General features: G+C 55.7%; 27 protein-coding genes, 1 other RNA gene and 1 other annotated feature. Of the genes, 15 read left to right on the top strand and 13 right to left on the bottom strand.

Annotation, left to right across the window (positions count from 1 at the left end):
- Window positions 1-4: 4 nt before the first annotated feature.
- On the bottom strand, window positions 5-907 hold the full coding sequence (locus tag WFO70_RS21690) for a LysR family transcriptional regulator (protein WP_337019260.1): 903 nt from the start codon (window positions 905-907) through the stop codon (window positions 5-7).
- Window positions 908-1,015: 108 nt separating this feature from the next.
- On the opposite strand from WFO70_RS21690, the gene WFO70_RS21695 reads away from it, so the two are divergent.
- Window positions 1,016-2,017 (top strand): zinc-binding alcohol dehydrogenase family protein, encoded by a 1,002-nt coding sequence (locus tag WFO70_RS21695; RefSeq protein WP_337019262.1) that lies wholly within the window; start codon window positions 1,016-1,018, stop codon window positions 2,015-2,017.
- 16 nt (window positions 2,018-2,033) lie between these two features.
- Window positions 2,034-2,324: a putative quinol monooxygenase gene (locus WFO70_RS21700; protein ID WP_337019309.1), complete on the top strand. Its 291-nt coding sequence runs from the start codon at window positions 2,034-2,036 to the stop codon at window positions 2,322-2,324.
- 123 nt (window positions 2,325-2,447) lie between these two features.
- On the opposite strand, the gene ssrA is transcribed toward WFO70_RS21700, so the two are convergent.
- Window positions 2,448-2,811: a transfer-messenger RNA gene (ssrA, locus tag WFO70_RS21705) on the bottom strand.
- Between the two features lie 90 nt (window positions 2,812-2,901).
- Window positions 2,902-3,384 carry an SsrA-binding protein SmpB gene (smpB, locus tag WFO70_RS21710; protein ID WP_039030084.1) on the bottom strand — a complete coding sequence of 161 codons (483 nt, stop codon included), beginning with the start codon at window positions 3,382-3,384 and terminating at the stop codon, window positions 2,902-2,904.
- Between the two features lie 156 nt (window positions 3,385-3,540).
- Here smpB and WFO70_RS21715 point away from each other — a divergent pair, with 156 nt between their 5' ends.
- Together WFO70_RS21715 and WFO70_RS21720 are read left to right on the top strand one after the other, a co-directional pair.
- Window positions 3,541-3,978: a type II toxin-antitoxin system RatA family toxin gene (locus WFO70_RS21715; RefSeq protein WP_337019265.1), complete on the top strand. Its 438-nt coding sequence runs from the start codon at window positions 3,541-3,543 to the stop codon at window positions 3,976-3,978.
- Window positions 3,968-4,255, top strand: a complete 288-nt coding sequence (locus WFO70_RS21720) for an RnfH family protein (RefSeq protein ID WP_337019267.1) — start codon at window positions 3,968-3,970, stop codon at window positions 4,253-4,255. The genes WFO70_RS21715 and WFO70_RS21720 overlap by 11 nt, the downstream gene beginning before the upstream one ends.
- 55 nt (window positions 4,256-4,310) lie before the next feature.
- Here WFO70_RS21720 and bamE read toward each other — a convergent pair whose 3' ends face one another.
- The 3 genes from bamE to nadK form a co-directional block, all read right to left on the bottom strand.
- Complete coding sequence (gene bamE / locus WFO70_RS21725; RefSeq protein ID WP_039030087.1) at window positions 4,311-4,652, bottom strand: outer membrane protein assembly factor BamE; 342 nt, start codon at window positions 4,650-4,652, stop codon at window positions 4,311-4,313.
- Between the two features lie 151 nt (window positions 4,653-4,803).
- Window positions 4,804-6,465 (bottom strand): DNA repair protein RecN, encoded by a 1,662-nt coding sequence (gene recN / locus WFO70_RS21730; protein WP_337019268.1) that lies wholly within the window; start codon window positions 6,463-6,465, stop codon window positions 4,804-4,806.
- Window positions 6,466-6,550: 85 nt separating this feature from the next.
- The gene (gene nadK / locus WFO70_RS21735) at window positions 6,551-7,429 is read right to left on the bottom strand and encodes an NAD(+) kinase (protein ID WP_337019270.1); all 879 of its coding nucleotides are present in this window, start codon (window positions 7,427-7,429) and stop codon (window positions 6,551-6,553) included.
- 121 nt (window positions 7,430-7,550) lie between these two features.
- On the opposite strand from nadK, the gene grpE reads away from it, so the two are divergent.
- Window positions 7,551-8,144 carry a nucleotide exchange factor GrpE gene (grpE, locus tag WFO70_RS21740; RefSeq protein WP_142486770.1) on the top strand — a complete coding sequence of 198 codons (594 nt, stop codon included), beginning with the start codon at window positions 7,551-7,553 and terminating at the stop codon, window positions 8,142-8,144.
- A gap of 53 nt (window positions 8,145-8,197) precedes the next feature.
- Here the strand turns inward: grpE and WFO70_RS21745 are convergent, their stop codons facing one another.
- Together WFO70_RS21745 and WFO70_RS21750 are read right to left on the bottom strand one after the other, a co-directional pair.
- The gene (locus WFO70_RS21745) at window positions 8,198-9,484 is read right to left on the bottom strand and encodes an HlyC/CorC family transporter (RefSeq protein ID WP_337019311.1); all 1,287 of its coding nucleotides are present in this window, start codon (window positions 9,482-9,484) and stop codon (window positions 8,198-8,200) included.
- A gap of 18 nt (window positions 9,485-9,502) precedes the next feature.
- Window positions 9,503-10,294, bottom strand: coding sequence for a cytochrome C assembly family protein (locus WFO70_RS21750; protein ID WP_337019272.1), 792 nt, complete (start codon window positions 10,292-10,294; stop codon window positions 9,503-9,505).
- A gap of 166 nt (window positions 10,295-10,460) precedes the next feature.
- Between WFO70_RS21750 and ffh the strand changes: the two genes are divergently transcribed.
- The 7 genes from ffh to WFO70_RS21785 all read left to right on the top strand — a co-directional run bounded on the left by ffh (window position 10,461) and on the right by WFO70_RS21785 (window position 16,005).
- On the top strand, window positions 10,461-11,822 hold the full coding sequence (ffh, locus tag WFO70_RS21755; protein WP_337019274.1) for a signal recognition particle protein: 1,362 nt from the start codon (window positions 10,461-10,463) through the stop codon (window positions 11,820-11,822).
- Between the two features lie 247 nt (window positions 11,823-12,069).
- Complete coding sequence (gene rpsP / locus WFO70_RS21760) at window positions 12,070-12,318, top strand: 30S ribosomal protein S16 (RefSeq protein WP_003863133.1); 249 nt, start codon at window positions 12,070-12,072, stop codon at window positions 12,316-12,318.
- A 15-nt stretch (window positions 12,319-12,333) separates the two neighbouring features.
- Window positions 12,334-12,870: a ribosome maturation factor RimM gene (gene rimM, locus WFO70_RS21765; protein ID WP_404527133.1), complete on the top strand. Its 537-nt coding sequence runs from the start codon at window positions 12,334-12,336 to the stop codon at window positions 12,868-12,870.
- 30 nt (window positions 12,871-12,900) lie between these two features.
- Window positions 12,901-13,668, top strand: coding sequence for a tRNA (guanosine(37)-N1)-methyltransferase TrmD (trmD, locus tag WFO70_RS21770; RefSeq protein WP_337019278.1), 768 nt, complete (start codon window positions 12,901-12,903; stop codon window positions 13,666-13,668).
- Window positions 13,669-13,709: 41 nt separating this feature from the next.
- On the top strand, window positions 13,710-14,057 hold the full coding sequence (gene rplS / locus WFO70_RS21775) for a 50S ribosomal protein L19 (RefSeq protein ID WP_002914145.1): 348 nt from the start codon (window positions 13,710-13,712) through the stop codon (window positions 14,055-14,057).
- Window positions 14,058-14,162: 105 nt separating this feature from the next.
- A complete protein-coding gene (locus tag WFO70_RS21780; protein ID WP_337019280.1) occupies window positions 14,163-14,576 on the top strand; it encodes a DUF2946 domain-containing protein in 414 nt (137 codons plus the stop codon).
- A gap of 61 nt (window positions 14,577-14,637) precedes the next feature.
- On the top strand, window positions 14,638-16,005 hold the full coding sequence (locus WFO70_RS21785) for a PepSY-associated TM helix domain-containing protein (protein WP_337019282.1): 1,368 nt from the start codon (window positions 14,638-14,640) through the stop codon (window positions 16,003-16,005).
- A gap of 83 nt (window positions 16,006-16,088) precedes the next feature.
- Here the strand turns inward: WFO70_RS21785 and dgcN are convergent, their stop codons facing one another.
- From dgcN to WFO70_RS21800, 3 genes are all read right to left on the bottom strand, one after another.
- Window positions 16,089-17,330 (bottom strand): diguanylate cyclase DgcN, encoded by a 1,242-nt coding sequence (gene dgcN / locus WFO70_RS21790; RefSeq protein WP_337019284.1) that lies wholly within the window; start codon window positions 17,328-17,330, stop codon window positions 16,089-16,091.
- On the bottom strand, window positions 17,323-17,808 hold the full coding sequence (locus tag WFO70_RS21795; protein WP_337019286.1) for a YfiR family protein: 486 nt from the start codon (window positions 17,806-17,808) through the stop codon (window positions 17,323-17,325). Before WFO70_RS21795 ends, dgcN begins: the two co-directional genes overlap by 8 nt.
- A gap of 195 nt (window positions 17,809-18,003) precedes the next feature.
- On the bottom strand, window positions 18,004-18,378 hold the full coding sequence (locus tag WFO70_RS21800) for a DUF2799 domain-containing protein (protein WP_337019288.1): 375 nt from the start codon (window positions 18,376-18,378) through the stop codon (window positions 18,004-18,006).
- 214 nt (window positions 18,379-18,592) lie between these two features.
- On the opposite strand from WFO70_RS21800, the gene aroF reads away from it, so the two are divergent.
- From aroF to WFO70_RS21815, 3 genes are read left to right on the top strand one after another with little or no spacing between them, the layout of a single operon-like run.
- Entirely contained in the window at window positions 18,593-19,663 is a 1,071-nt protein-coding gene (aroF, locus tag WFO70_RS21805; protein ID WP_142486760.1) for a 3-deoxy-7-phosphoheptulonate synthase AroF, read from the top strand.
- A gap of 10 nt (window positions 19,664-19,673) precedes the next feature.
- Window positions 19,674-20,795: a bifunctional chorismate mutase/prephenate dehydrogenase gene (tyrA, locus tag WFO70_RS21810; RefSeq protein WP_032613244.1), complete on the top strand. Its 1,122-nt coding sequence runs from the start codon at window positions 19,674-19,676 to the stop codon at window positions 20,793-20,795.
- Window positions 20,796-20,855: 60 nt separating this feature from the next.
- Window positions 20,856-21,728: an SMP-30/gluconolactonase/LRE family protein gene (locus WFO70_RS21815; protein WP_337019291.1), complete on the top strand. Its 873-nt coding sequence runs from the start codon at window positions 20,856-20,858 to the stop codon at window positions 21,726-21,728.
- Here WFO70_RS21815 and pheA read toward each other — a convergent pair.
- Entirely contained in the window at window positions 21,725-22,885 is a 1,161-nt protein-coding gene (gene pheA / locus WFO70_RS21820; RefSeq protein ID WP_337019293.1) for a bifunctional chorismate mutase/prephenate dehydratase, read from the bottom strand. The genes WFO70_RS21815 and pheA overlap by 4 nt on opposite strands.
- Before the next feature lie 30 nt (window positions 22,886-22,915).
- Window positions 22,916-23,041, bottom strand: a sequence feature (Phe leader region).
- A complete protein-coding gene (locus WFO70_RS21825) occupies window positions 22,993-23,040 on the bottom strand; it encodes a hypothetical protein (protein WP_193312005.1) in 48 nt (15 codons plus the stop codon). It overlaps the preceding feature by 48 nt.
- Window positions 23,042-23,132: the final 91 nt, after the last annotated feature.

Here is a 23,132-nt window from a genome sequence, read left to right on the forward strand (position 1 = left end):
AGGATTAACGCGCCGACTGACCCTCACAGCAGGCTTTGACCGCCTCATAGAGTAACCTGACGCCTGCGGAGAGCTGCTTGCGGTGCGGGCAGATCATGTTCAGCGGCACGCTCTCACCCACGTAATCTTGCATTAATACCCGGAGCCGACCGGCGCGGACATCCTCCGCCACGTCCAGCCAGGATTTGTAGGCTACGCCCGCCCCGGTGACCGCCAGGCGGCGGATCACTTCGGCATCGTCACTCATCATGCTGCCGCTGACGTTGACGCTGTGCATCTCCCCGTCGCGGAAGAAGGTCCAGCGATCGTGCAGACGTCCGCGCAGGACAAAGGTCAGGGCGTTGACCCGGCTTAATTCATCCGGATGGTTCAGGTCACCGTGGCGGGCGATCCACTCGGGCGACGCCACCAGCACGCGGCGGTTATCGGGAGCGACGGGGAGAGCAATATAGGAGGCATCTTCCGGCATGCCGTAGCGAAAGGCGATATCCACCGGATCCTTAAAGACATCGGCGACCTGGTCGGAGAAAAAAATGCGCAGCCGCAGTGCCGGGTAGCGTTCGTCGAACGCCTGAAACACCGGCAGCAGCAGGTTACGGCCTAAATCCGATGGGACGGCAATCTGCAACGTGCCGGAGATCTCCTCTTCCGGGGTCTGGATTTTTTGCATCCCGGCGTACATGGCATCCAGCATCTGTCGCGCGTAGGGTAGCCAGGCCTCGCCTTCCGGGGTTAAGCGCAGGCTGCGGGTGGAGCGCGCAAACAGCCGGATGGCCAGGGTCGACTCCAGCCGTTTGATAGCGGCGCTGACCTGCGCCGGCTGAACGCCCGCCTCTCGTGCCGCATCGCTGAAGCTGCTCAGGGCAGCGACGCGAACGAACAGTATCAGATCCTCAAGCCGCACCATTTTCATCTCCCGAGTATAAGTCTTGTCTCCGCGAGGCTATTTTTCCCGTCGCAGCTTCGCTTTACCATCAAATTATTGCGACACAGTGGATAAAACGCCGGAGACATTATGAAAGCCATTGCCATTACCCGTTCTGCACCCAATAACATTGACGCCCTGCACGAGATTGAGCTGCCGCAGCCGACGGCGTCCGGGCACGATCTGCTGATTGAAGTGAAAGCCATCTCCGTTAACCCGGTGGATACTAAAGTCCGCGCCGGGTTTAGCGGGGATACGCCGCGTGTTCTCGGCTGGGATGCGGTGGGCGTTGTCGCCGCGGTGGGCGAGGCGGTGACCCTTTTCGCGCCGGGCGACGAAGTCTGGTATGCCGGGGCGCTGGGCCGGGCGGGCAGCAACAGTGAGTATCAGCTGGTGGATGAGCGCATTGTGGCCCTGAAGCCAAAAACGCTGGATAACGCCGCCGCCGCCGCGATGCCGCTAACGGCCATCACCGCGTGGGAAATGCTGTTCGATCGGCTGGGGGTTCAGGAGCAGGGCAACGAAGGCGACACGCTGCTGATTGTCGGTGCCGCGGGCGGAGTGGGCTCCATCCTCGTTCAGCTGGCGCGCAAGCTGACAAAAATGACCGTTATCGGCACGGCGTCACGCCCGGAAAGCCAGCAGTGGGTGCGGGAGGCAGGGGCGCATTACGTTATCGATCACAGCAAGCCGCTGTCGGAAGCGCTGGCCGCGCAGGGAATCAATGAGGTGACCCACGTCGCCAGCCTGAACCATACCGAGGCGCATTACGCTGAAATCATTAAGGCTCTGGCGCCGCAGGGTAAGCTGGCCCTGATTGACGATCCCGAGACGCTGGATGCCCGCCCGCTAAAGGCGAAGAGCATCTCCCTGCACTGGGAGTTTATGTTCACCCGCTCAATGTTTGAAACCCGGGATATGATCGCCCAGCATCAGCTGCTGACCCGCGTGGCAGCACTGATTGATGAGCAGACGATCACCACCACGCTGGGTGAGCACTACGGGGCGATCACGGCGGCGAATGTGCAGAAAGCTCATGCGCAACTGGAAACAGGGCGTGCGGTCGGGAAGATTGTGCTGGAGGGGTTCTGAGATGGGCTCCCCAGATATTATCTCAATAATTGCCATTTTGAAGGCAAAACCGGGCAAGCGAGACTCGTTAAAAAAGGCCTTGCAGGCGCTATTATTGCCGACCCGTCAAGAGCCAGGAAATATTGAATATCACCTGTATCAACTGCGCGACACGCCAGACTGTTTTTATGTCCGGGAAGCCTGGCGAGGTCAGGAAGGGCTGGAGGCGCATATTGCGCTGCCTCATTTCCAGGCGTTTATCCTGCAAATGGATGAATTGCTGGCGGAGCCGTTGCGGCTGGACTATTTGACGAAGGTTGAGCCGTAAGCGTTCTCTTTGATTTTACTCACTTCGTTACGTTGATTGAGTATACAAAAAAGCCCGCAGGCTTGCGCCGTGCGGGCTTTCAGGACTTCGTATCAGGCTCTGGTGACCATCAACAAAGAATTTTGGTGGAGCTGGCGGGAGTTGAACCCGCGTCCGAAATTTCTACATCCTCGGTACTACATGCTTAGTCAGTCTTTACATTCGCACGCCAGCTGCGGACAGACACGCCACTAACGAACTAGCCTGATTAGTTTTAACGCTTCAACCCCAGGCAGGATTTCCACGCGATCTCTTTTGGGTTTGACCTCTCTTTGATCCCCGTCTTAAGAGCGGAAGCTAGGGAGAGAGGGCTCTTAGCAGGTTATTAAGCTGCTAAAGCGTAGTTTTCGTCGTTTGCGACTATTTTTTTGCGGCTTTTTACGAGGCAAACCGCCCCTCGGCATGCACCTTGGGTTTCGCAAATCCCGTCGAATCCAGAATCAGCCCCAATAGTGTTACAGCAAGTATACCAGAATTTGCAGCCCGGATACCAGTCCGGAACGCTAACTTATTGAATCGCTCAATAAGTATCCGGAAATTAACGGCCTGCGTGCTTCATGATGCGCGCTTTATCAACCTGCCACTCGCGATCTTTGGCGTCGTTACGTTTGTCGTGCTGCTTCTTACCTTTTGCCACGCCGATTTTTACTTTGCACCAGGCGTTCTTCCAGTACAGCGACAGGGCGAGCACGGTGTAACCTTCGCGGTTGATACGCCCGAAGAGGGAGTCCAGCTCGCGCTTGTTCAGCAGCAGCTTACGGGTGCGGGTGGGATCGCAGACGTAGTGGGAAGAGGCGACCGTCAGTGGCTGGAAGTTCGCGCCAAACAGAAAGGCTTCGCCGTCTTTAAAGATTACGTAGCTATCCCCGATGTTAGCTTTACCCGCACGCAGCGATTTAACTTCCCAGCCCTGCAACGCAAGGCCAGCTTCGAATTCTTCTTCAATGAAATACTCGTGGCGGGCACGCTTGTTGAGCGCAATGGTTGCCGAGCCAGGTTTATGTGCTTTTTTCTTCGTCATAAGTGTCGTGAAGCCGTAGGTAATCTGATGTCAAAAAGTCACCTCATTGCGTCCTGTGAGGTCTAACGCGCTATATTAGCACGAGATGAGGCTCAGCGTTTTTTTAACAGGTGATAAATGCTATTATTTATCGGTTGTTTGATCAGGAAAAATGTTATGCCTCAGATTAGTCGTACTGCGCTTGTCCCCTACAGTGTGGAACAGATGTACCAGTTAGTGAATGACGTACAGTCATATCCGCAGTTTATCCCGGGTTGTACCGGGAGCCGCGTGCTGGACTCAGGCCCGACGCAAATGACGGCGGCGGTGGATGTCTCCAAAGCCGGGATCAGCAAAACCTTCACCACCCGTAACACGCTGACCAATAACCAGAGCATTCTGATGCAGCTGGTGGATGGCCCGTTCAAGAAGCTGATGGGGGGATGGAAGTTTGTCCCGCTCAGTGCTGATGCCTGCCGCATCGAGTTTCATCTCGACTTTGAGTTTACCAATGCCCTGATCGAGCTGGCGTTTGGTCGCGTGTTCAAAGAGCTGGCGGCGAATATGGTCCAGGCTTTCACGGTACGCGCCAAAGAGGTTTACAGTGCCGGCTAACATCGTGGTGGAAGTGGCCTACGCGCTGCCGGAAAAGCAGTATCTGCAGCGCGTAACCCTGGAGGAGGGCGCCACCGTTGAAGAGGCAATCCGCGCCTCCGGCCTGCTGACGCTGCGCAGCGATATCGATCTGACAAAAAACAAAGTCGGGATTTACAGCCGTCCGGTCAAACTGGCGGATAGCGTCAGGGACGGCGACCGGGTTGAGATCTATCGCCCGCTGATAGCCGACCCGAAAGAGCTGCGTCGCCAGCGCGCGGAGAAGTCCGCGAAATAACCTGCCTTAAAACAAAAAAGGTGCTCAATGAGCACCTTTTTGCATTTCTGAAACCTTACTCTTTGGTGAGCGCCGGTTTGTTGTCGATGTTGGTCAGTACGCCGCTGCTGTTGAAGGTCAGCGTCAGGGTCTGCTGGGACACGTCTTCATGGCCTGGCTTCTGACGGAACACGTAGAACCAGGTGTTGGTGCCGAATGGATCGGACATCATCGGCGTACCCAGGGCATAGGCAACCTGCTGCTGCGTCATACCGACACGAATTTTAGACACATCGTTAGGAGCGAGATAGTTCCCCTGGTTGATGTCAGGGCGGTAAACCACTTTTTCCAGAGTGGAGCAGCCTGCGGTCATCATCAGAAGAACCGCTGCGGCAGCGGTCAGCGTTTTACAGCGCATAGTGATTTGATTCCTTTTCGGGCCCGGGCAATACGCGACGGCTCATATGTAATATGCCGATGATAATAGACCTTTCACCACATTAAAACCTCTGGCGTCCGGTCTGTCGGCGTTTTTATTGTTCTGTATGACCCTGAGATACCGAAAAAGTTTAGGCAGCCAGCAGTTCTTTCGCATTCGCCAGCGTGTTGCGGGTGACTTCGCTGCCGCCCAGCAGGCGGGCCAGCTCCTGCAGACGGGCGCGTTTGTCCAGCGGCTGCATGTGCGTTTCGGTCATCTCACCGTCGGTTTCTTTGCTGACAAAGAAATGATGGTGGCCACAACCGGCAACCTGCGGCAGGTGGGTCACACACATCACCTGGGTGGACTCGCCAAGCTGACGCAGCAGTTTACCCACTACCGCGGCGGTCGGGCCGCTGATACCCACATCCACTTCATCGAAAATGAGTGCCGGGGTTTCCATTTTCTTCGCCGTGATCACCTGAATCGCCAGGGCGATACGCGACAGCTCACCGCCGGACGCGACCCGGGAGATAGCCTGCAGCGGCTGGCCCGGGTTGGTGGTAACACGGAATTCAATGCGGTCTGCCCCTTCGGCCGTCAGGTGATTGGTTTCAAACTTCACGTCGATAGTGAAAACGCCGTGCGGCATCGACAGCAGATGCATGCTCTCGGTGATGTGCTGACTCAGCTCCTGAGCGTAACGCTGACGCACGTTATGCAGCTGCGTGGCGGTTTCCATCGCCTGTTGATGATGCACGCTGACCGCCAGAGAGAGGGTCTCCAGCGAGTCGGCCTGATCGTCAAGCTGATGCTGCTCGTCGAGCAGGGACTGATGGAACGCAGGCAGCTCCTCCGGCGAAACGTGGTGCTTACGCGCCAGGGAGATTTGGCGCGAAATGCGCTGTTCCAGCTCAAACAGGCGGTTAGGATCGAGATCCAGACGCTCGCAGTAGTGGCGCAGCTCGTCGCTGGCTTCAGAGATCTGAATCGCCGCCTCTTCCAGCATATCCAGCATGCCGGACACGTTGCTGTCCATCCCCGCCAGCTCGGTCACTAGCTGGCGCACGGTATAGAGCTGGCTTTGCAGATTCACATCCTCGCCGTCGGCCATTAAGGTCAGCGCCTGCTGGCTGGTGGAGAGCAGTTGGCCGCTGTTGGCGAGGCGTTTGTACTCTTCGTCAATCTGCTCAAACTCGCCCGGCTGCGGATTGAACTCGTTCAGCTCTTTCAGCTGATACGCCAGCAGTTCGGCACGGGCCGCGCGCTCCTGGCTCTGCTGCTGATGCTGCGCCAGTTCACGACAGCTTTGATGCCACTGACGATAGTGCTCTGCCATCAGCTGCATAAGGTCCGACTCACCGGCATAGCCGTCGAGCAACGACTTCTGTTGTTCAGGCTTGATGAGCTGCTGATGGGCATGTTGGCCGTGAATCTGGATTAACAGCTGCCCCAGCTCACGCAGCTGAGACAGCGGCACCGCGGTACCGTTGATAAAGCCACGGGAGCGGCCATCGCTGTTGAGGACGCGGCGAAGTAAGCACTCACGCCCATCTTCGAGCTGGTTCTTTTCAAGCCAGCGTAGGGCGGCAGGGGTATCTTTCAGGGAGAAACGGGCGCATAGATCGGCGCGGCTGGCGCCAGCGCGAACCATGTCGCCGTCTGCACGACCGCCAAGGCACAGCCCGAGCGCATCAATCGCAATAGATTTACCGGCACCGGTTTCCCCGGTGATGGCTGTCATTCCGCTGTTGAAATCAATTTCGAGCTCACGAACGATGGCGAAGTTGCTGATGGTCAGTTGTGCCAGCATAAACGTTTTCCTGTATGAAAAACCATAACTGTGTTTGTGTACAGTATAAACTGGTTTTTTATACAGTAAAGTGCTGGATGCGATTTCAGAACAATTTTTTCGACCAGCCGAGCTTGGAGCTTAATGTGTTGAAATAGCTGTAGTCTTTTGGGTGGATCAGATTGAGGTGATAATCGCAGCGGCGGATCAGCACATCTTCACCTTCCTGGATCGGCAGCGCGATTTGGCTGTCGCAGCTGATCTCCAGGTCGTTACGGCGGTGGGAGAAGCGCAGACGGATGGTGCTGCTGCTGTTGATCACCAGCGGGCGGGCCGAGAGGGTATGCGGGAACATCGGCACCAGCGTGATGGCATCCAGCGACGGGGTCAGGATCGGGCCACCCGCCGAAAGCGAGTAGGCCGTGGAGCCGGTGGGGGTCGAGATAATCAGCCCATCGGAGCGCTGGGAGAAGGCAAAGATTTCGTCAATATAGACTTCGAACTCAATCATATGCGCCACTTTACCCGGGTGCAGCACCACTTCATTAATGGCGGTGCTGATCCGTTTCTGGCAATCCTGCTGGCACACCTGTGCCTCCAGCAAAAAGCGTTTTTCACTGATGTAGTGGCCTTCCAGCACGTCAGCGAGCTGCTGTTGGGCGTTATCCGGGTCGAGGTCGGTCAAAAAACCCAGGTTGCCACGGTTGATGCCAATGACTTTAATATCGTAACGGGCGAGGGTCCGCGCGGCGCCGAGCATATTGCCGTCGCCGCCGACCACCACCGCCAGATCGGCCTGCTGACCGATTTCCGCCAGCGTGCCGGTCTTCACATGGGTCAGCTGCAGTTCCTGGGCAATCTGTTGTTCAACAATCACATCGTAGTTTTTCGCGCGCAGCCAGCGATACAGCATTTCATGTGTCGTCAACGCAGTAGGGTGACGTGGATGACCGACAATCCCAATACACTTGAAATGGTTGCTCATTTTCTGAAGGTCCTTGTGCGAATGAATGATGACAATGTGGCTTGTTCCCTTGAATCCCGGAAACTGATCCCCATAATAAGCGAAGTTAGCGAGTTGAATGCAGAAAAACGCGGAGAAATTCATGAGTAGTAAAGAACAGAAAACGCCTGAGGGGCAAGCCCCGGAAGAAATTATCACGGAGCAGCACGAAGAGGTTGAGGCGACAGAGCCTGAGGCTGGTGCTGAGCAGGTGGATCCGCGCGATGAAAAAATTGCGAATCTGGAAGCTCAGGTCACTGAAGCCCAGAACCGCGAGCGCGATGGCATCCTGCGTATCAAAGCGGAAATGGAAAACCTGCGTCGCCGTACCGAGCTGGACGTTGAAAAGGCGCACAAATTTGCGCTGGAAAAGTTCGTGAATGAACTGCTCCCGGTCATCGACAGCCTGGATCGCGCGCTAGAAGTGGCGGATAAAGCGAACCCGGATATGGCCCCGATGGTTGAAGGGATCGAGCTGACGCTGAAATCCATGCTGGACGTGGTGAAGAAATTTGGCGTCGAAGTGGTTGCCGACACCAACGTGCCGATGGATCCGAACGTGCATCAGGCCATTGCGATGGTGGAGTCTGAGGACGTTGCTGCCGGTAACGTGCTGATGGTGATGCAGAAAGGCTATACCCTGAACGGTCGTACTATTCGCGCGGCGATGGTCTCCGTAGCGAAAGCCAAAGCGTAACTGGCCTTCCGTAGTGCCGGGCGGCGGCTTCGCCTGACCCGGCCTATATCCGCTTACTCCGCCACGCTCTCCCGGAGCGGTTTCACCGGCAAAACTTTTACCTGCTTAATCATATTGTCCTGCACGTCCAGGATATCAATATCGTACTGGCCGATACGCACCCGCGTACCCGAGGCCGGGATCTCTTCCAGCGCTTCCAGAATCATTCCGTTAATGGTACGGGCTTCCGCTTCCGGCATCTGCCAGTTAAAGGCTTTGTTGAGTTCACGAACGTTCGCGCTGCCGTCAATCAGCACCGAGCCGTCGTTTTGCGGCGTGACCTCTTCCGCGAGGGAAGGGGACATAGAGGTGGTAAAGTCGCCCACAATCTCCTCCAGAATATCCTCCACCGTCACCAGCCCCTGGATATCGCCATACTCATCGACCACCAGACCCACTTTCTTTTTATTGCGCTGGAATTTGATCAGCTGGGTGCTGAGCGGGGTGCCTTCCGGAATGTAGTAAATCTCATCCGCCGCCCGGAGCATCACCTCTTTGGTGAACTCTTTTTTCTCGGTCATCAGACGATACGCTTCGCGCACGCGCAGCATGCTGATGGTGTCGTCCAGCGAATCACGGTACAACACGATCCGGCCATGCGGGGAGTGGGTCAACTGGCGAACAATGGCCTTCCAGTCATCGTTGATGTCGATACCGACGATCTCATTGCGCGGCACCATGATGTCGTCAACGCTGACCTTCTCCAGATCCAGCACCGACAGCAGCATATCCTGATTACGACGCGAGATTTGCGAGCGCGATTCATGGACGATGGTGCGCAGTTCATCTTTGCTCAGGGCGCTGCTGATCGTCACATCCGCTTTAATGCCCACCATACGCATCAGCACGCGCGTCACGCCGTTTAACAGCCAGACCAGCGGCATCATCAGAATGAGTAACGGTGCCAGCAGGAAGCTGCTGGGATAGGCGACCTTCTCGGGATAGAGCGCGGCGACGGTTTTCGGCAATACTTCGGCAAAGACCAGCACCACAAAGGTCAGCACCCCGGTGGCGATAGCGACCCCGGCGTTGCCGTACAGACGCATGCCGACAATGGTGCCGAGCGCAGAGGCGAGAATGTTGACCAGGTTATTGCCGATAAGCACCAGGCTTATCAGGCGATCCGGTTTACGCAGCAGTTTTTCCACACGGCGTGCGGCCCGATTACCCTGTTTGGCGCGATGACGTAACCGGTAGCGGTTCAGCGTCATCATGCCGGTCTCCGAGCCGGAGAAATAGGCGGAGATAACCACCATGACGATCAGGGTGATGATCAGCGTGGTAGTAGAGATGTGTTCCAGGGGGAACTCCTTGGTTACTTAGCTGGCGATCTGCTGGATGACGCGGCTACCGAAATAAGCCAGTGTCAGGAGGCCTGCTCCCGCCACGTTGAACCAGACTACGCGGCGACCGCGCCAGCCTTCATGATAATGGCCCCATAACAGGACAATATAGACAAACCACGCAATGATGGAGAGCACGGCCTTATCGATATTCTCCATACTGAAGAGATTGTGCATATAAAACAGGCCGGTACTCAGGGTGAGCGTGAGCAGTACCACTCCAACCTGAGTGATGTGAAACATCTTGCGCTCGATGGTCATCAGCGGCGGCATTTCGTTGCTGAAGGCCAGCTTTTTGTTTTTGAGCTGGTAATCAATCCAGGCCAGCTGGAGCGCGTACAGCGCGGCAATGATCAGCGTCGCATACGAGAACAGGGACAGGCCAATATGCACCATCATCCCCGGCGTGGTTTCAAGGTGGGTGATGAACTCATTCGGCACGAAGGTGGCAAAGGCGAGGTTGATCAGCGCAAAGGCATAGACAATCGGCAGTAGCAGCCAGCCGCGGTTTTTTGAGGCCACGATGGTCATGACCGTACAGATCATCAGGCTGACCAGCGACCCGACGTTCAGCAGGCTCAGGTTTTGCCCGCTGCCGTCCCCCGGCAGAATGCGCGCTTCGAGCGCAAAAGCGTGACTTATCAACGCGATGACAGCCGACAAAATAGCCATTCGCCGCCAGCCGCTGTTTTTTTGTAGCAGGCCAGGGATAATCAGCGCGAGGCTGACAGAGTACGCCACAAGAGCGATCAGTGCGAAAACAGGCATATAGGTGTCGACAGTTGTCCTGGTGATAAAGAGAGGCAGTATAACGTTACGTGAGGCGTGCTCCAACCGTTGCATAACAACAAAGACGCCTTCATGTTATACTCCGGCAAAATTCTGTGTACGTGTCGCGCCAGCGACCTCACGTTTCTATCCCAGGCGAGAGACAATGTTTGATAATTTAACCGATCGTTTGTCGCGCACGCTGCGCAACATCAGCGGCCGTGGACGCCTTACCGAAGACAACATCAAAGAGACGCTGCGCGAAGTGCGTATGGCACTGCTCGAAGCAGACGTCGCGTTACCGGTCGTGCGTGATTTCATCAACCGCGTAAAAGAGAAAGCGGTTGGTCATGAAGTTAACAAGAGCCTGACCCCGGGTCAGGAGTTCGTCAAAATCGTTCGTAACGAACTGGTTTCGGCGATGGGTGAAGAGAACCAGAGCCTGAATCTGGCGGCGCAACCGCCGGCAGTGGTGCTGATGGCCGGTCTGCAGGGTGCAGGTAAAACCACCAGCGTCGCTAAGCTGGGTAAATTCCTGCGCGAGAAGCACAAGAAGAAAGTGCTGGTCGTCTCTGCCGACGTCTATCGCCCGGCGGCGATCAGACAGCTGGAAACCCTGGCTGAACAGGTTGACGTTGACTTCTTCCCGTCTGATGTCTCGCAAAAGCCGATCGACATCGTTAACGCGGCGCTGAAAGAGGCGAAGCTGAAGTTCTTCGACGTGCTGCTGGTGGATACCGCCGGTCGTCTGCACGTTGACGAAGCGATGATGGACGAAATCAAACAGGTGCATGCCGCGATCAATCCGGTAGAAACCCTGTTTGTGGTCGATGCCATGACCGGTCAGGATGCGGCAAATACCGCGAAAGCCTTCAACGAAGCGCTACCGTTAACCGGTGTGGTGCTGACCAAAGTGGACGGTGACGCCCGCGGCGGTGCGGCGCTCTCTATTCGTCATATCACCGGCAAGCCAATCAAGTTCCTCGGCGTCGGCGAGAAGACCGAAGCGCTGGAGCCCTTCCACCCGGATCGTATTGCCTCCCGTATCCTCGGCATGGGCGACGTGCTGTCGCTGATCGAAGATATCGAGAGCAAAGTTGACCGTGCCCAGGCTGAGAAGCTGGCGACCAAGCTGAAAAAAGGCGACGGTTTCGATCTGACCGACTTCCTGGAACAGCTGCGCCAGATGAAGAACATGGGCGGCATGGCGAGCCTGATGGGCAAGCTGCCAGGCATGGGGCAGATCCCGGACAACGTAAAATCGCAGATGGACGACAAGGTTCTGGTGCGCATGGAGGCGATCATCAACTCCATGACGCTGAAAGAACGTGCCAAGCCGGAAATCATTAAAGGCTCCCGTAAACGCCGTATCGCGGCCGGTTGCGGGATGCAGGTGCAGGACGTTAACCGCCTTCTGAAGCAGTTCGACGACATGCAGCGCATGATGAAGAAGATGAAGAAGGGCGGAATGGCCAAAATGATGCGCGGTATGAAAGGCATGATGCCGCCAGGCTTCCCGGGTAGGTAACTGGCCTGGCTTGTTTGCCATTTTGGCACCGGGGTGTGCTCGTCATCCTCACGTACTGCGTGTACGCTCCGGTGACTGCGCGCACGCCGGCACCAAACTGGCTGCACCGCCGACGGCCTTTTATTGCGGTGTACGTAACTGTTGATTGCATTTTCCCCAGAAATCAGTAAAATTTTCGGGCTTTTAATATGACACCGGGCTCCTTCCCTCGATGGGGCCCGGTGTTTTATTCACACAAGAGGATGTTATGGTAACTATTCGTTTAGCACGTCACGGCGCGAAAAAGCGTCCGTTCTACCAGGTTGTTGTTACTGACAGCCGTAATGCACGCAACGGTCGCTTCATCGAGCGCGTTGGTTTCTTCAATCCACTGGCCGCTGGCGCAGAAGAAGAAACCCGTCTGGATCTGGATCGTATCGCTCACTGGGTTGGCCAGGGCGCTACCGTTTCCGATCGCGTTGCTACGCTGATCAAAGCAGCAAACAAAGCAGCTTAATCTGTCACGGTGGTCATGATGAGCAAAAAAGCACCTGTTGAACCGATTGTATTGGGCAAAATGGGTTCTTGCTACGGTATCCGTGGTTGGCTCAGAGTGTTTTCCTCCACCGAAGACGCCGAAAGCATTTTTGACTATCAGCCCTGGTTTATCCAGAAGGCGGGTCAGTGGCAAGAGGTCGAGCTGGAAAGCTGGCGTCACCACAATCAGGACATCGTTATCAAGCTGAAAGGCGTTGACGATCGCGATGCCGCGAATGCGCTGACTAATTGTGAAATTGTCGTGGATTCGTCGCAGTTGCCTGAACTGGAAGAGGGTTACTACTGGAAAGACCTTATCGGTTGCCAGGTAGTTACTACTGAAGGTTACGGTCTGGGCAAAGTCATCGATATGATGGAAACCGGATCCAATGACGTTCTCGTCATTAAGGCAAACCTGAAAGATGCATTCGGTATCAAGGAGCGGCTGGTTCCGTTCCTCGATGGGCAGGTTATCAAGAAAGTCGATCTCGCTACTCGAACTATCGAAGTAGATTGGGATCCTGGTTTTTAAATTCTCCTGAAAACGGTAAAAGACGGCGCTATGTGGATTGGCATTATTAGCCTGTTTCCTGAAATGTTCCGCGCGATTACTGATTACGGGGTAACTGGCCGGGCAGTAAAAAATGGCCTGCTGAGCATCGAGAGCTGGAGTCCACGTGACTTCACCCACGACCGGCACCGTACCGTGGACGAACGTCCTTACGGCGGCGGACCGGGGATGCTCATGATGGTTCAACCCTTACGGGATGCCATCGCAGCAGCAAAAGCCGCGGCAGGTGAAGGCGCAAAGGTGATTTATCTGTCACCTCAGGGACGCAAGCTTGATCAAGCGGGCGTCAGCGAACTGGCAGCGAATCAGAAACTGATTCTGGTGTGCGGTCGCTACGAAGGGATAGATGAGCGCGTAATTCAGACCGAGATTGACGAAGAATGGTCTATCGGCGATTACGTTCTCAGCGGTGGTGAGTTACCGGCAATGACGCTGATTGACTCCGTTTCCCGGTTCATTCCGGGGGTACTGGGCCATGAAGCATCAGCAACAGAAGACTCTTTTGCTGACGGATTGCTGGACTGCCCACACTATACCCGTCCTGAAGTGTTAGAAGGGATGGAGGTACCGCCGGTTTTACTGTCGGGAAACCATGCCGAGATTCGTCGCTGGCGTCTGAAGCAGTCGCTGGGCCGTACCTGGCTTAGAAGACCTGAACTTCTGGAAAACCTGGCTCTGACTGAAGAGCAAGCAAAGTTGCTGGCCGAGTTCAAAAGAGAACACGCGCACCAGCAGCAGAAACATGATGGGATGGCCTGAGGCCCCCGAATATCAGTTTACCCAGGATAAGAGATTAAATTATGAGCAACATTATTAAGCAACTTGAACAAGAGCAGATGAAGCAGGACGTACCTTCCTTCCGTCCGGGTGATACCGTGGAAGTGAAAGTATGGGTTGTTGAAGGTTCCAAAAAACGTCTGCAGGCATTCGAGGGCGTGGTTATCGCTATTCGTAACCGCGGTCTGCACTCTGCATTCACTGTTCGTAAAATTTCCAACGGCGAAGGCGTTGAGCGTGTCTTCCAGACTCACTCTCCGGTAGTTGACAGCATTGCTGTTAAACGTCGTGGTGCTGTACGTAAAGCTAAACTGTACTACCTGCGTGAGCGTACTGGTAAGTCTGCTCGTATTAAAGAGCGTCTGAACTAAGATTCGCTTAAGCGACATCCTGTAAAAAGGGCTGGCCGAAAGGCCGGCCCTTTTTTTATCTCTGAGAGCCTTGTACGTTAACGTCTGCGTCATAAATCGTTTACAATGCCCCGCTCTGACGGAGGGGAAGTGACGACTAAACAGCATCAGGCACAGTGGCAACGTATCGCGGCAGGTCTCGCGTTATTTGCGATCCTGATGATCGTCTTTGCGCCGCTGGTCTCTGTCTCGTTGCAAAAAGATCCCATGAGTGCCATGCCCGGCATGCACCATGACATGAGCATGATGGCGGAGCACCATCATACACCGCCGGAAAGTACGCCTGTCGACCATGCCGAAGCCTGCGGTTACTGCGTGCTGCTGGCCCACGTGCCGGGGGTGATTCTGGCGCTGGTGATGCTGCTAAGCGCAGTCATACTCCGACAGCGCCTCACGCCGCCGCGACCCGCCGTATACCATTGGCATTTCTTCCCCTGGCTCTGTCCCGATACCCGCGCGCCGCCGCACCTGTCTGCTTAATCCACGTAAAAAAACGTACACCCCGGTGTATCGATAACTTTTTGCCTTAAAAAGGGAAAGCATGACTACCTGCACTCCGCGCGCGGCATGGGGCAACCTGCTGCGTCGTCTTCACTTCTATATTGGTCTGTTTGTCGGACCGTTTATCTTTATCGCTGCGCTCTCCGGGACGCTGTATGTCGCTACGCCGCAGCTGGAAAACGCGCTTTATCATCACGCGCTGTTCAGCGAAACCCCGGGCACTGCGCGCCCGCTGGCTGAGCAAATCGCGGTGGCGGAAAAAGTCACCGGCGGGGAGCTGCGGCTCCAGGCGGTACGTCCGGGCCTCGCCGCCGGGGAAAGCACCCGGGTGATGTACGTTGACCCGGCGCTGAAAGCCTCGGAGAGCCGGGCCATCTTTATTGATCCGGTCAGCCTTGAGGTGCGTGGGGATATCACCGTCTACGGCACCAGCGGTATCCTGCCGTTGCGTCAGAAAATTGATTATCTGCACCAGTCTTTGCTGCTGGGGGACGTGGGACGTCATTACAGCGAACTGGCTGCCTCCTGGATGTGGATCGCCGCGCTGGGCGGGATTGCCCTGTGGTTTTACACCCGGCCAAAACGGCGCATCAACAATCGCTTTCAGAATCGCCGTCGTTTGCACGTTACCCTCGGCTGGATACTGCTGGTGGGCATGCTGCTCTTCTCGGCGACCGGCCTGACCTGGTCCCGGTGGGCGGGCGGCAATGTGGATAAACTGCGGGCAGAGATGAACTGGCTCACGCCGCAGGTAAATACGCAATTACAGGGTCCGGCGGAAGCCGTCGATCCCCATGCTGAGCACCACGGTCATCACATGACCCCGTCTATGCCAGAGATGAAGCCTGACCCGGCCCTCTACGACGGCGTGCTGCAGGCGGCCAATACGGCGGGGATTGATGCTACGAAGCTGGAGATACGTCCGGCGAAGGGAGAGGCAATGGCATGGACGGTGACGGAGATCGATCGCCGCTGGCCGACGCAGGTTGATGCGGTTGCCGTGGATCCTGCCACCCTGACCGTGGTCGACCGCACCCGATTTACGGATTACCCGCTGATGGCCAAACTGACCCGCTGGGGCGTGGATTTCCATATGGGCGTGCTGTTTGGCCTGCCAAACCAGCTGGTGCTGATCGCCTTTGGTATCGCGCTGTGCGTCATGATTGTCTGGGGCTACCGGATGTGGTGGATGCGTCGCCCCCGACAGACAGCAACGGATCCGGCGCAGACCCTTTATCAGAGCTGGCTGGCGTTGCCGCCGGGGGGACGCGTGGCCTCTTTAGCCGTCAGCATAGCGCTGGGCCTCATGATGCCGGTGATGGGCTGTAGCCTGGCGCTGTTTGTGGTTATTGACTGGCTACGCTGGCGCAGGGCCGCGCGAGTCTCCCTGACCGAATCACGGGAGTAATGGCTCAGGACGTGCCGATCGCCACCGCCACGCGGGAGTTTTCGGCACGTCCCTGACCGGGATTATTATCCGCGACGTATCGCCTAAACATCATGTGTTTCTTTCCAGGAGGTGATTTTCGAACGCTGGTGCTTCACCAGATACATATTCCGGTCGGCTTGCTCCAGTAAGGCTTCAACGGAGTGATGCTGCCAGCTCAGGGCGTAGCCAATACTGAGCGACATGCGGGAGGAGAACCCGTTGTGCAGGTCATAGGACGGGCTGAATTGTTGCCTCAGCGCGGCGCAAAGGCGTAGCACTTCCTGTTCCGAATGAACGCCATACAAAATGATGGCAAACTCGTCCCCACCGAGACGGTACGACTGATGCTGTTCTCCGCCAAATTCAACCATTCTGCGGGCCACTTCAATCAGCACGCAATCCCCTGCGGCATGGCCCCAGGTATCGTTTATACGTTTAAAGTCATCACCATCCAGGAACAGCAGGGCGGTGTGGGGCCGGGTGGTGGGATCATTCATCAGGGCCGCAATCCGGGTGCGGAAAGCGGCCCGGTTAGCCAGGCCGGTGAGCGGGTCGTGCATGGCGGTGCGCATCAGCTGGGCATTTTTAGCCTGCAATTTTAGCTGCCACTCTTCCATCTCATCCAGCAGACTGTTGAAGTCCTGACCGAAGCGGTGAAATTCGTCAATACGCTCCCGGGATACCCGGCGGGAGAAGTTGCGGTTTGTACGTACGTCATGCACCACATCGGTGATGTTTTGCAGGGCGGCCACCACACCATTGTGCAGGGTGCGGGTGATAGTTAGCGCCACCAGAGAGGCAAGCAGAAGACAGCCGGTTAATACCGCCAGCGACGTCCAGAGAAAGTTGCCGATCAGGCTATCCCGCGCGGTAAGGTGCAACTCACCGATCGGTAAATTGTTATGCCAGACGCGCTGGCGGATAGGATGCGGGAACAGCCACTGGCTGACCAACTGGCTGAGCGGATCCGCCTCGTCGTTCGGCCCCATCGACCAGGCGGCAAAACGATGATCGTAGCGATCCAGCAGTTCCGCCGCCGAGATCTGCCCTTGTTTGCCGAGCGAGGCCAGGGCTTCGTTGGCGGCAGTGGCGTCATTAAATACCAGCGCGGCCTCCAGGCTGCGGCTCATGGTGGCGCTGGTTAACTCCAGATTTTGTTGCGCATACTGTTTCAGCGTTATCACGGAAGCAATGCACAATAATAACCAGACGAGCGTCATTGTAATGAGGACGCTAATTATACTGATGCGCCGCAGGGTCCTTTTGAATGTAAGACGCGGCGCTAAGAACATTTCCTTATTCATGCTTTGTATTCCGTGCGAGCATTAGCACATCAGGATCAACTCTGACTCCGCTGCGCGACAGCACATCCAGATTAACGGAAAACCTGACTCTGGCACTGTCTATTATCAGGCAGAATGCACTACCTGTCAGGCATTGTGGATTTTGCTCCGCAATTAATAGTAAAGGTCTGGCATGCAACGCCTGGCTTAATTCAAGCTGATGGGGCTGGGATTCGCTGCCAAAATAGAGGGCATGACAGTCTGCACTCGATACTTCCCTGTCGTCATGAATAATAACGGGAGTGTAGGGCAGTATGTCCGGACCCGGGTTACTGAGCGCCCCGACATAGTGGGAAGAGGCAAAGATACACAGGTTCGGCTTGCCGGAGAGCGCAGGCCAACGGGTGTAACTCACAATCCCGGAGACAATAGAACGTACTGATTTATCCGTTTCGGATAATGTTCCGCCCATAGCGAACCCACAGGGCACTGACAACATTAGTATCAATGCCACCCGGTGCCAGGAGATAAGAAAAAAGTTACACACCAGAATCCGTTATACCACTCTGGAATTAGTAGTCCTTGAGTTTCGCCGGCAGAATACCATTTTTCATGCGTACAGTCATTATGCCAAAAACATATTCAGGGCTTAAGTAAAATCTCAACCTTAATTAACAGCACGGGGTTGACAGTGTTAATTTAAACGGCTGGCTTTGGTCCCCTCATTCATTCCCTGCTGCCAGGCGGTACGAAGGGCAGTGGCATTTTCAGTTGTGTCACAGCTGGCCGGGAATATTCGGCCCGCTAGTCCCCAGGCATAAACAAAGTTTTCCTGACATATTTTCTGCTGCCCTTCTTTATATCCGCGAAGATAATCAGAACGATCCACTTTAGGATCGTTGAAATTAGCGGCAAGGCTTTCATTGGATTTTACCGCCACGCCACTCATGGCGTCTTCTTTTCCGGCATCGTACCAGTCGGTTCCCGTCCAGTGGGGTTGATGCGTGTAAGGATCGATCTGACAGGCGGTTAAAAACAGGCACAGCACGGGGGTAACAATCAGGCGCATAAGACATTCTCCCTTTTTCATTGAGCATAGCCTGGCGGTAACAATGCACGCTGTAATTTTTACGTTACACAATAATCGAATGTTTTTTGCATTAAAGTGGGTGATGTAAAGTATTATTTACGTATTTTGGATTGAAATCTTTACTTGGTGTGGTATCGTTGGGCTTCCTCATTGAGGAAACAACTATCGCAAACGAGCTTCCAGGATCGCAATCATGCAAAAAGACGCGCTGAATAACGTACATATTAGTGATGAACATGTTCTGATCACTCCGGATCAACTGAAAGCGGAATTCCCGCTGAGCGTTGAGCAAGAGGCGCAAATCGCGCACTCCCGCCAGACCATCTCCGACATTATTGCCGGGCGCGATCCGCGTCTGCTGGTGGTCTGTGGTCCGTGCTCCATTCATGATCCTGAAACTGCCATCGAATATGCGCACCGCTTTAAAGCCCTGGCCGAGGAGGTCAGCGATAGCCTCTACCTGGTCATGCGCGTCTATTTTGAAAAACCCCGCACCACCGTCGGCTGGAAAGGGTTAATTAACGATCCGCACATGGATGGCTCGTTTGATGTGGAAGCAGGCCTGAAGATTGCGCGTAATCTTCTGGTGGAGCTGGTGAACATGGGTCTGCCGCTGGCAACGGAAGCGCTGGATCCGAACAGCCCGCAATACCTGGGCGATCTTTTCAGCTGGTCCGCTATCGGCGCGCGTACCACCGAGTCGCAGACCCACCGTGAGATGGCCTCGGGCCTCTCCATGCCGGTCGGCTTCAAAAACGGTACCGACGGTAGCCTTGCCACCGCCATCAACGCTATGCGCGCCGCCGCCATGCCGCATCGTTTTGTCGGCATCAACCAGGCCGGCCAGGTGTGTCTGCTGCAGACCCAGGGCAATCCGGATGGTCACGTCATCCTGCGCGGCGGCAAAGCACCTAACTACAGCCCGGCAGATGTTGCCCAGTGTGAAAAAGAGATGGAACAGGCAGGACTGCGCCCGGCACTGATGGTAGATTGCAGTCATGGTAATTCGAATAAAGATTACCGTCGTCAGCCTGCGGTGGCGGAATCCGTCGTCGCGCAGATTAAAGACGGCAACCGTTCGATTATTGGCCTGATGATTGAGAGCAACATTCATGAAGGCAATCAATCATCTGAACAGCCGCGCAGCGCCATGAAACACGGGGTTTCCGTGACCGATGCCTGCATTAGCTGGGAAACCACCGACGCGCTGCTGCGTGAGATCCACAAAGATTTGAACGGCCAGCTGGCGACGCGTCTGGCTTAAGAGGTTTGTTATGGTTGCTGAATTGACCGCCTTGCGCGATCAAATTGACGAGGTGGATAAGGCGCTGCTGGATTTGCTGGCGCGCCGTATGGCCCTGGTTGCTGAAGTTGGCGAAGTAAAAAGTAAGTACGGTTTGCCGATCTACGTGCCGGAGCGCGAAGCCTCCATGCTGGCATCCCGGCGTAAAGAGGCCGAGGCGCTGGGCGTCTCACCGGATCTGATTGAAGATGTGCTGCGCCGCGTGATGCGTGAGTCTTACTCAAGTGAGAACGATAAAGGCTTCAAAACCCTCTGTCCGACCCTGCGCCCGGTGGTGATTGTCGGCGGCGGCGGGCAGATGGGGCGTCTGTTTGAGAAGATGCTGACGCTTTCTGGCTACCAGGTGCGCATTCTCGAAAAAGAGGACTGGGCGCAGGCGCAGACGATGGTTGCCGATGCGGGCATGGTCATTGTCAGTGTACCGATCCATGTCACCGAAGAGATTATTGCTAAACTGCCACCGCTGCCGGAAGACTGCATTCTGGTCGATCTGGCCTCGGTAAAAAATGGCCCGCTGCAGGCGATGCTGGCCGCGCATAATGGCCCGGTACTGGGGCTGCATCCTATGTTTGGTCCGGACAGCGGTAGTCTGGCGAAGCAGGTAGTGGTGTACTGCGATGGCCGTCAGCCTGAAGCCTATCAATGGTTCCTGGAGCAGATTCAGGTGTGGGGCGCGCGGTTGCACCGGATCAGCGCCGTCGAGCATGACCAGAACATGGCCTTTATCCAGGCGCTGCGCCACTTTGCGACCTTCGCATATGGCCTGCACCTGGCGGAAGAAAATGTTCAGCTTGAGCAGCTGCTGTCGCTGTCGTCGCCTATCTATCGCCTCGAACTGGCGATGGTCGGTCGACTGTTTGCCCAGGATCCGCAGTTGTATGCAGATATCATTATGTCTTCGGGCAATAACCTGGCGCTGATCAAGCGTTACTACCAGCGTTTTGGTGAGGCGATCACCTTGCTGGAGCACGGCGATAAACAGGCATTTATCGACAGCTTCCGTAAGGTTGAACACTGGTTTGGCGATTATGCCCAGCGTTTCCAGAGCGAAAGCCGCATTCTGCTGCGGCAGGCGAATGACAGTCGCCAGTAATCTGATGATGTATATACTGAAAGCCAGCACTGCTGGCTTTTTTTATTTTGGGGAACTGTCATGGCTGAACCACGCGTCTTGTTTGACTATACGGGGCACTTACCGGAGTGCCCGACCTGGAGCGATGCGGAAAGCGCCCTCTACTGGGCGGATATTCTGGAGGGTGAGATCCACCGCTACCATCTGCCCACAGGCGAACATACGGTTTTATCCTTCCATGAAGAGGTGGGCTGCTTCGCGCTGCGCGAGGGTGGCGGCTTCATTGTCGCCATGCGCACGGGCATCTGGCTGGCGGACAAACACGGCCTGCTGCAACGCAAGGTTTGTGATAATCCGTCGAACCCGCAGCTGGCGCGTTTTAATGACGGGGGAACCGATCATTTTGGCCGCTTCTATGCGGGCACTTTCTGGGCACCGGGCGACTACAACGGCGCGCTGCTGATGCGGATCGATAACGACCTGACGCCGGAGGTGATCCAGTGTGATATCCACGGGCATAACGGTCTGGCATTCAGTGACGACAAGCGCTGGATGTACACCTCCGACACCCCCAACGCGGTGATCTACCGCACGCCGCTGGATGAGCAGGGCGAGCCGGGCAAGCGGGAGGTCTTTCGTCGTTTCCAGCCGGGAGAGGGGATCCCGGATGGTGCGGCAGTGGATGTGGAAGGATGTTACTGGAGCGCACTGTTCGACGGCTGGCGTATCGCCCGTTTTTCACCGCAGGGTGAACAGCTGGAAGAGTACCGGTTGCCGGTGCGCTATCCGACGATGGTTTGCTTTGGCGGCGATGATATGCAGACGCTGTTTATCACCACCACCCGCGAGAACATGGAGCCGGAGGAGGTGGCGGCATATCCTCTTTCCGGCGCCATTTTCACCCTGCCCGTCAGCGTAGCAGGGGTGAAAAAGGGCCCGTTTATTGCGCGTTAAACTGGATCAACCGGGACCACGTTTTCGCTCGGATAGCAGCCCAGCACCTTCATCGAACGGGTGATCTCACCCAGTTCACGCAGGGCTTTCTGCAGGGATGCAGATTCCAGGTTGGCCTGGATATCGAGATAGAACATCTCTTCCCATGGGTTGCCATGAATCGGACGCGATTCCAGTTTGGTCATAATCAGATTGTGATTGCGCAGCACCAGCAGGGCTTCTACCAGCGCACCGGCCTGCTGACCGGTCGCCATCAGCAGAGTGGTTTTGGCCGGAACCTGATCGGAGACGTTGATCGCTTTACGCGCCAGCACGATGAAGCGGGTGATGTTTTGCGTCTGGTTCGCCAGGTTACTTTCCAGCACCTGTAAGCCATACAGCGCGCCGCCCGCTTCGCTGCCCAGTGCGGCCACGGTTGGAGAATTGGCCTGCGCGACCTTTTCCATGGCTGCCGAGGTGCTCTCGGTATACTCAATTTTCCAGCCCGGATAGCGGTTCAGGAACTGGCTACACTGCTGGAAGGGTTGCGGGTGGCTGTAAACCGTCTCGATTTTATCGAGGTCGGTAGTGCCGGATACCAGCACACAGTGGTCGATGGGGATCGTCATCTCGCCAACCAGCGACAGGGTAGTGTGCTGGAGCAAATCGTAAACGTCATTGATGGCGCCGGAACTGGTGTTCTCAATTGGTACAACAGCGTAATCCGCTTGTCCGGTCTCGACCTGATTAAAGATATTCGCGAACTTCGCGCAGCCGCTCTCAATAAACTCTTCGAAGTGACGGGCAGCGTACTGACGTGCGGCGAGGTGGGAATAGGACCCCTTCGGTCCAAGGAAGGCAATACGCGCCGAGTGCGGGTTGGTCTTGTTCAGATGCTGTTGCAGCAGCGCCTGCTGCGTCAGGACGGAGTCTTCAATAATCAGCTGGAACAGGCGGGTAATATAATGCGCGTCCAGATGGTGTGTCTTGCCGAGGTTAATCAAACGTTCCAGCAGATCGCGCTCGCGATCGATGTCGCGTACCGGACGATGTGACGCCAGTTTTGCTTTTCCAACCTCTACCGCCAGCGCGCGGCGTTCGGCCAGTAGCGAAAGCAATTTCTCATCCAGAGCGCTGATCTTGTCTCGCAGATCCAGTAACGGGTTTTCCGGTGTCATAGCGTTGCCTTAATCATATTATCGTTATCAATAAAAAAGGCCTCCCGGAGTGGGAGGCCTTGTTGTTCGTCTTCGCATTCTTTATCACACGACGAAACGCCTCCCAGTCAGGGGAAGGTAAAAAAGAATGCGAAGAAAAACGGTTTAATTGTCATGGATGATTCCTTCAGAAGACAGACTTAAAGTACCTGTACTGTTTTCACCCTGTCAATAAAAAACAAAAAACGCGCCCGAAGGCGCGTTGGCG

This window comes from Leclercia sp. AS011, assembly GCF_037152535.1.
Lineage (GTDB): Bacteria > Pseudomonadota > Gammaproteobacteria > Enterobacterales > Enterobacteriaceae > Enterobacter.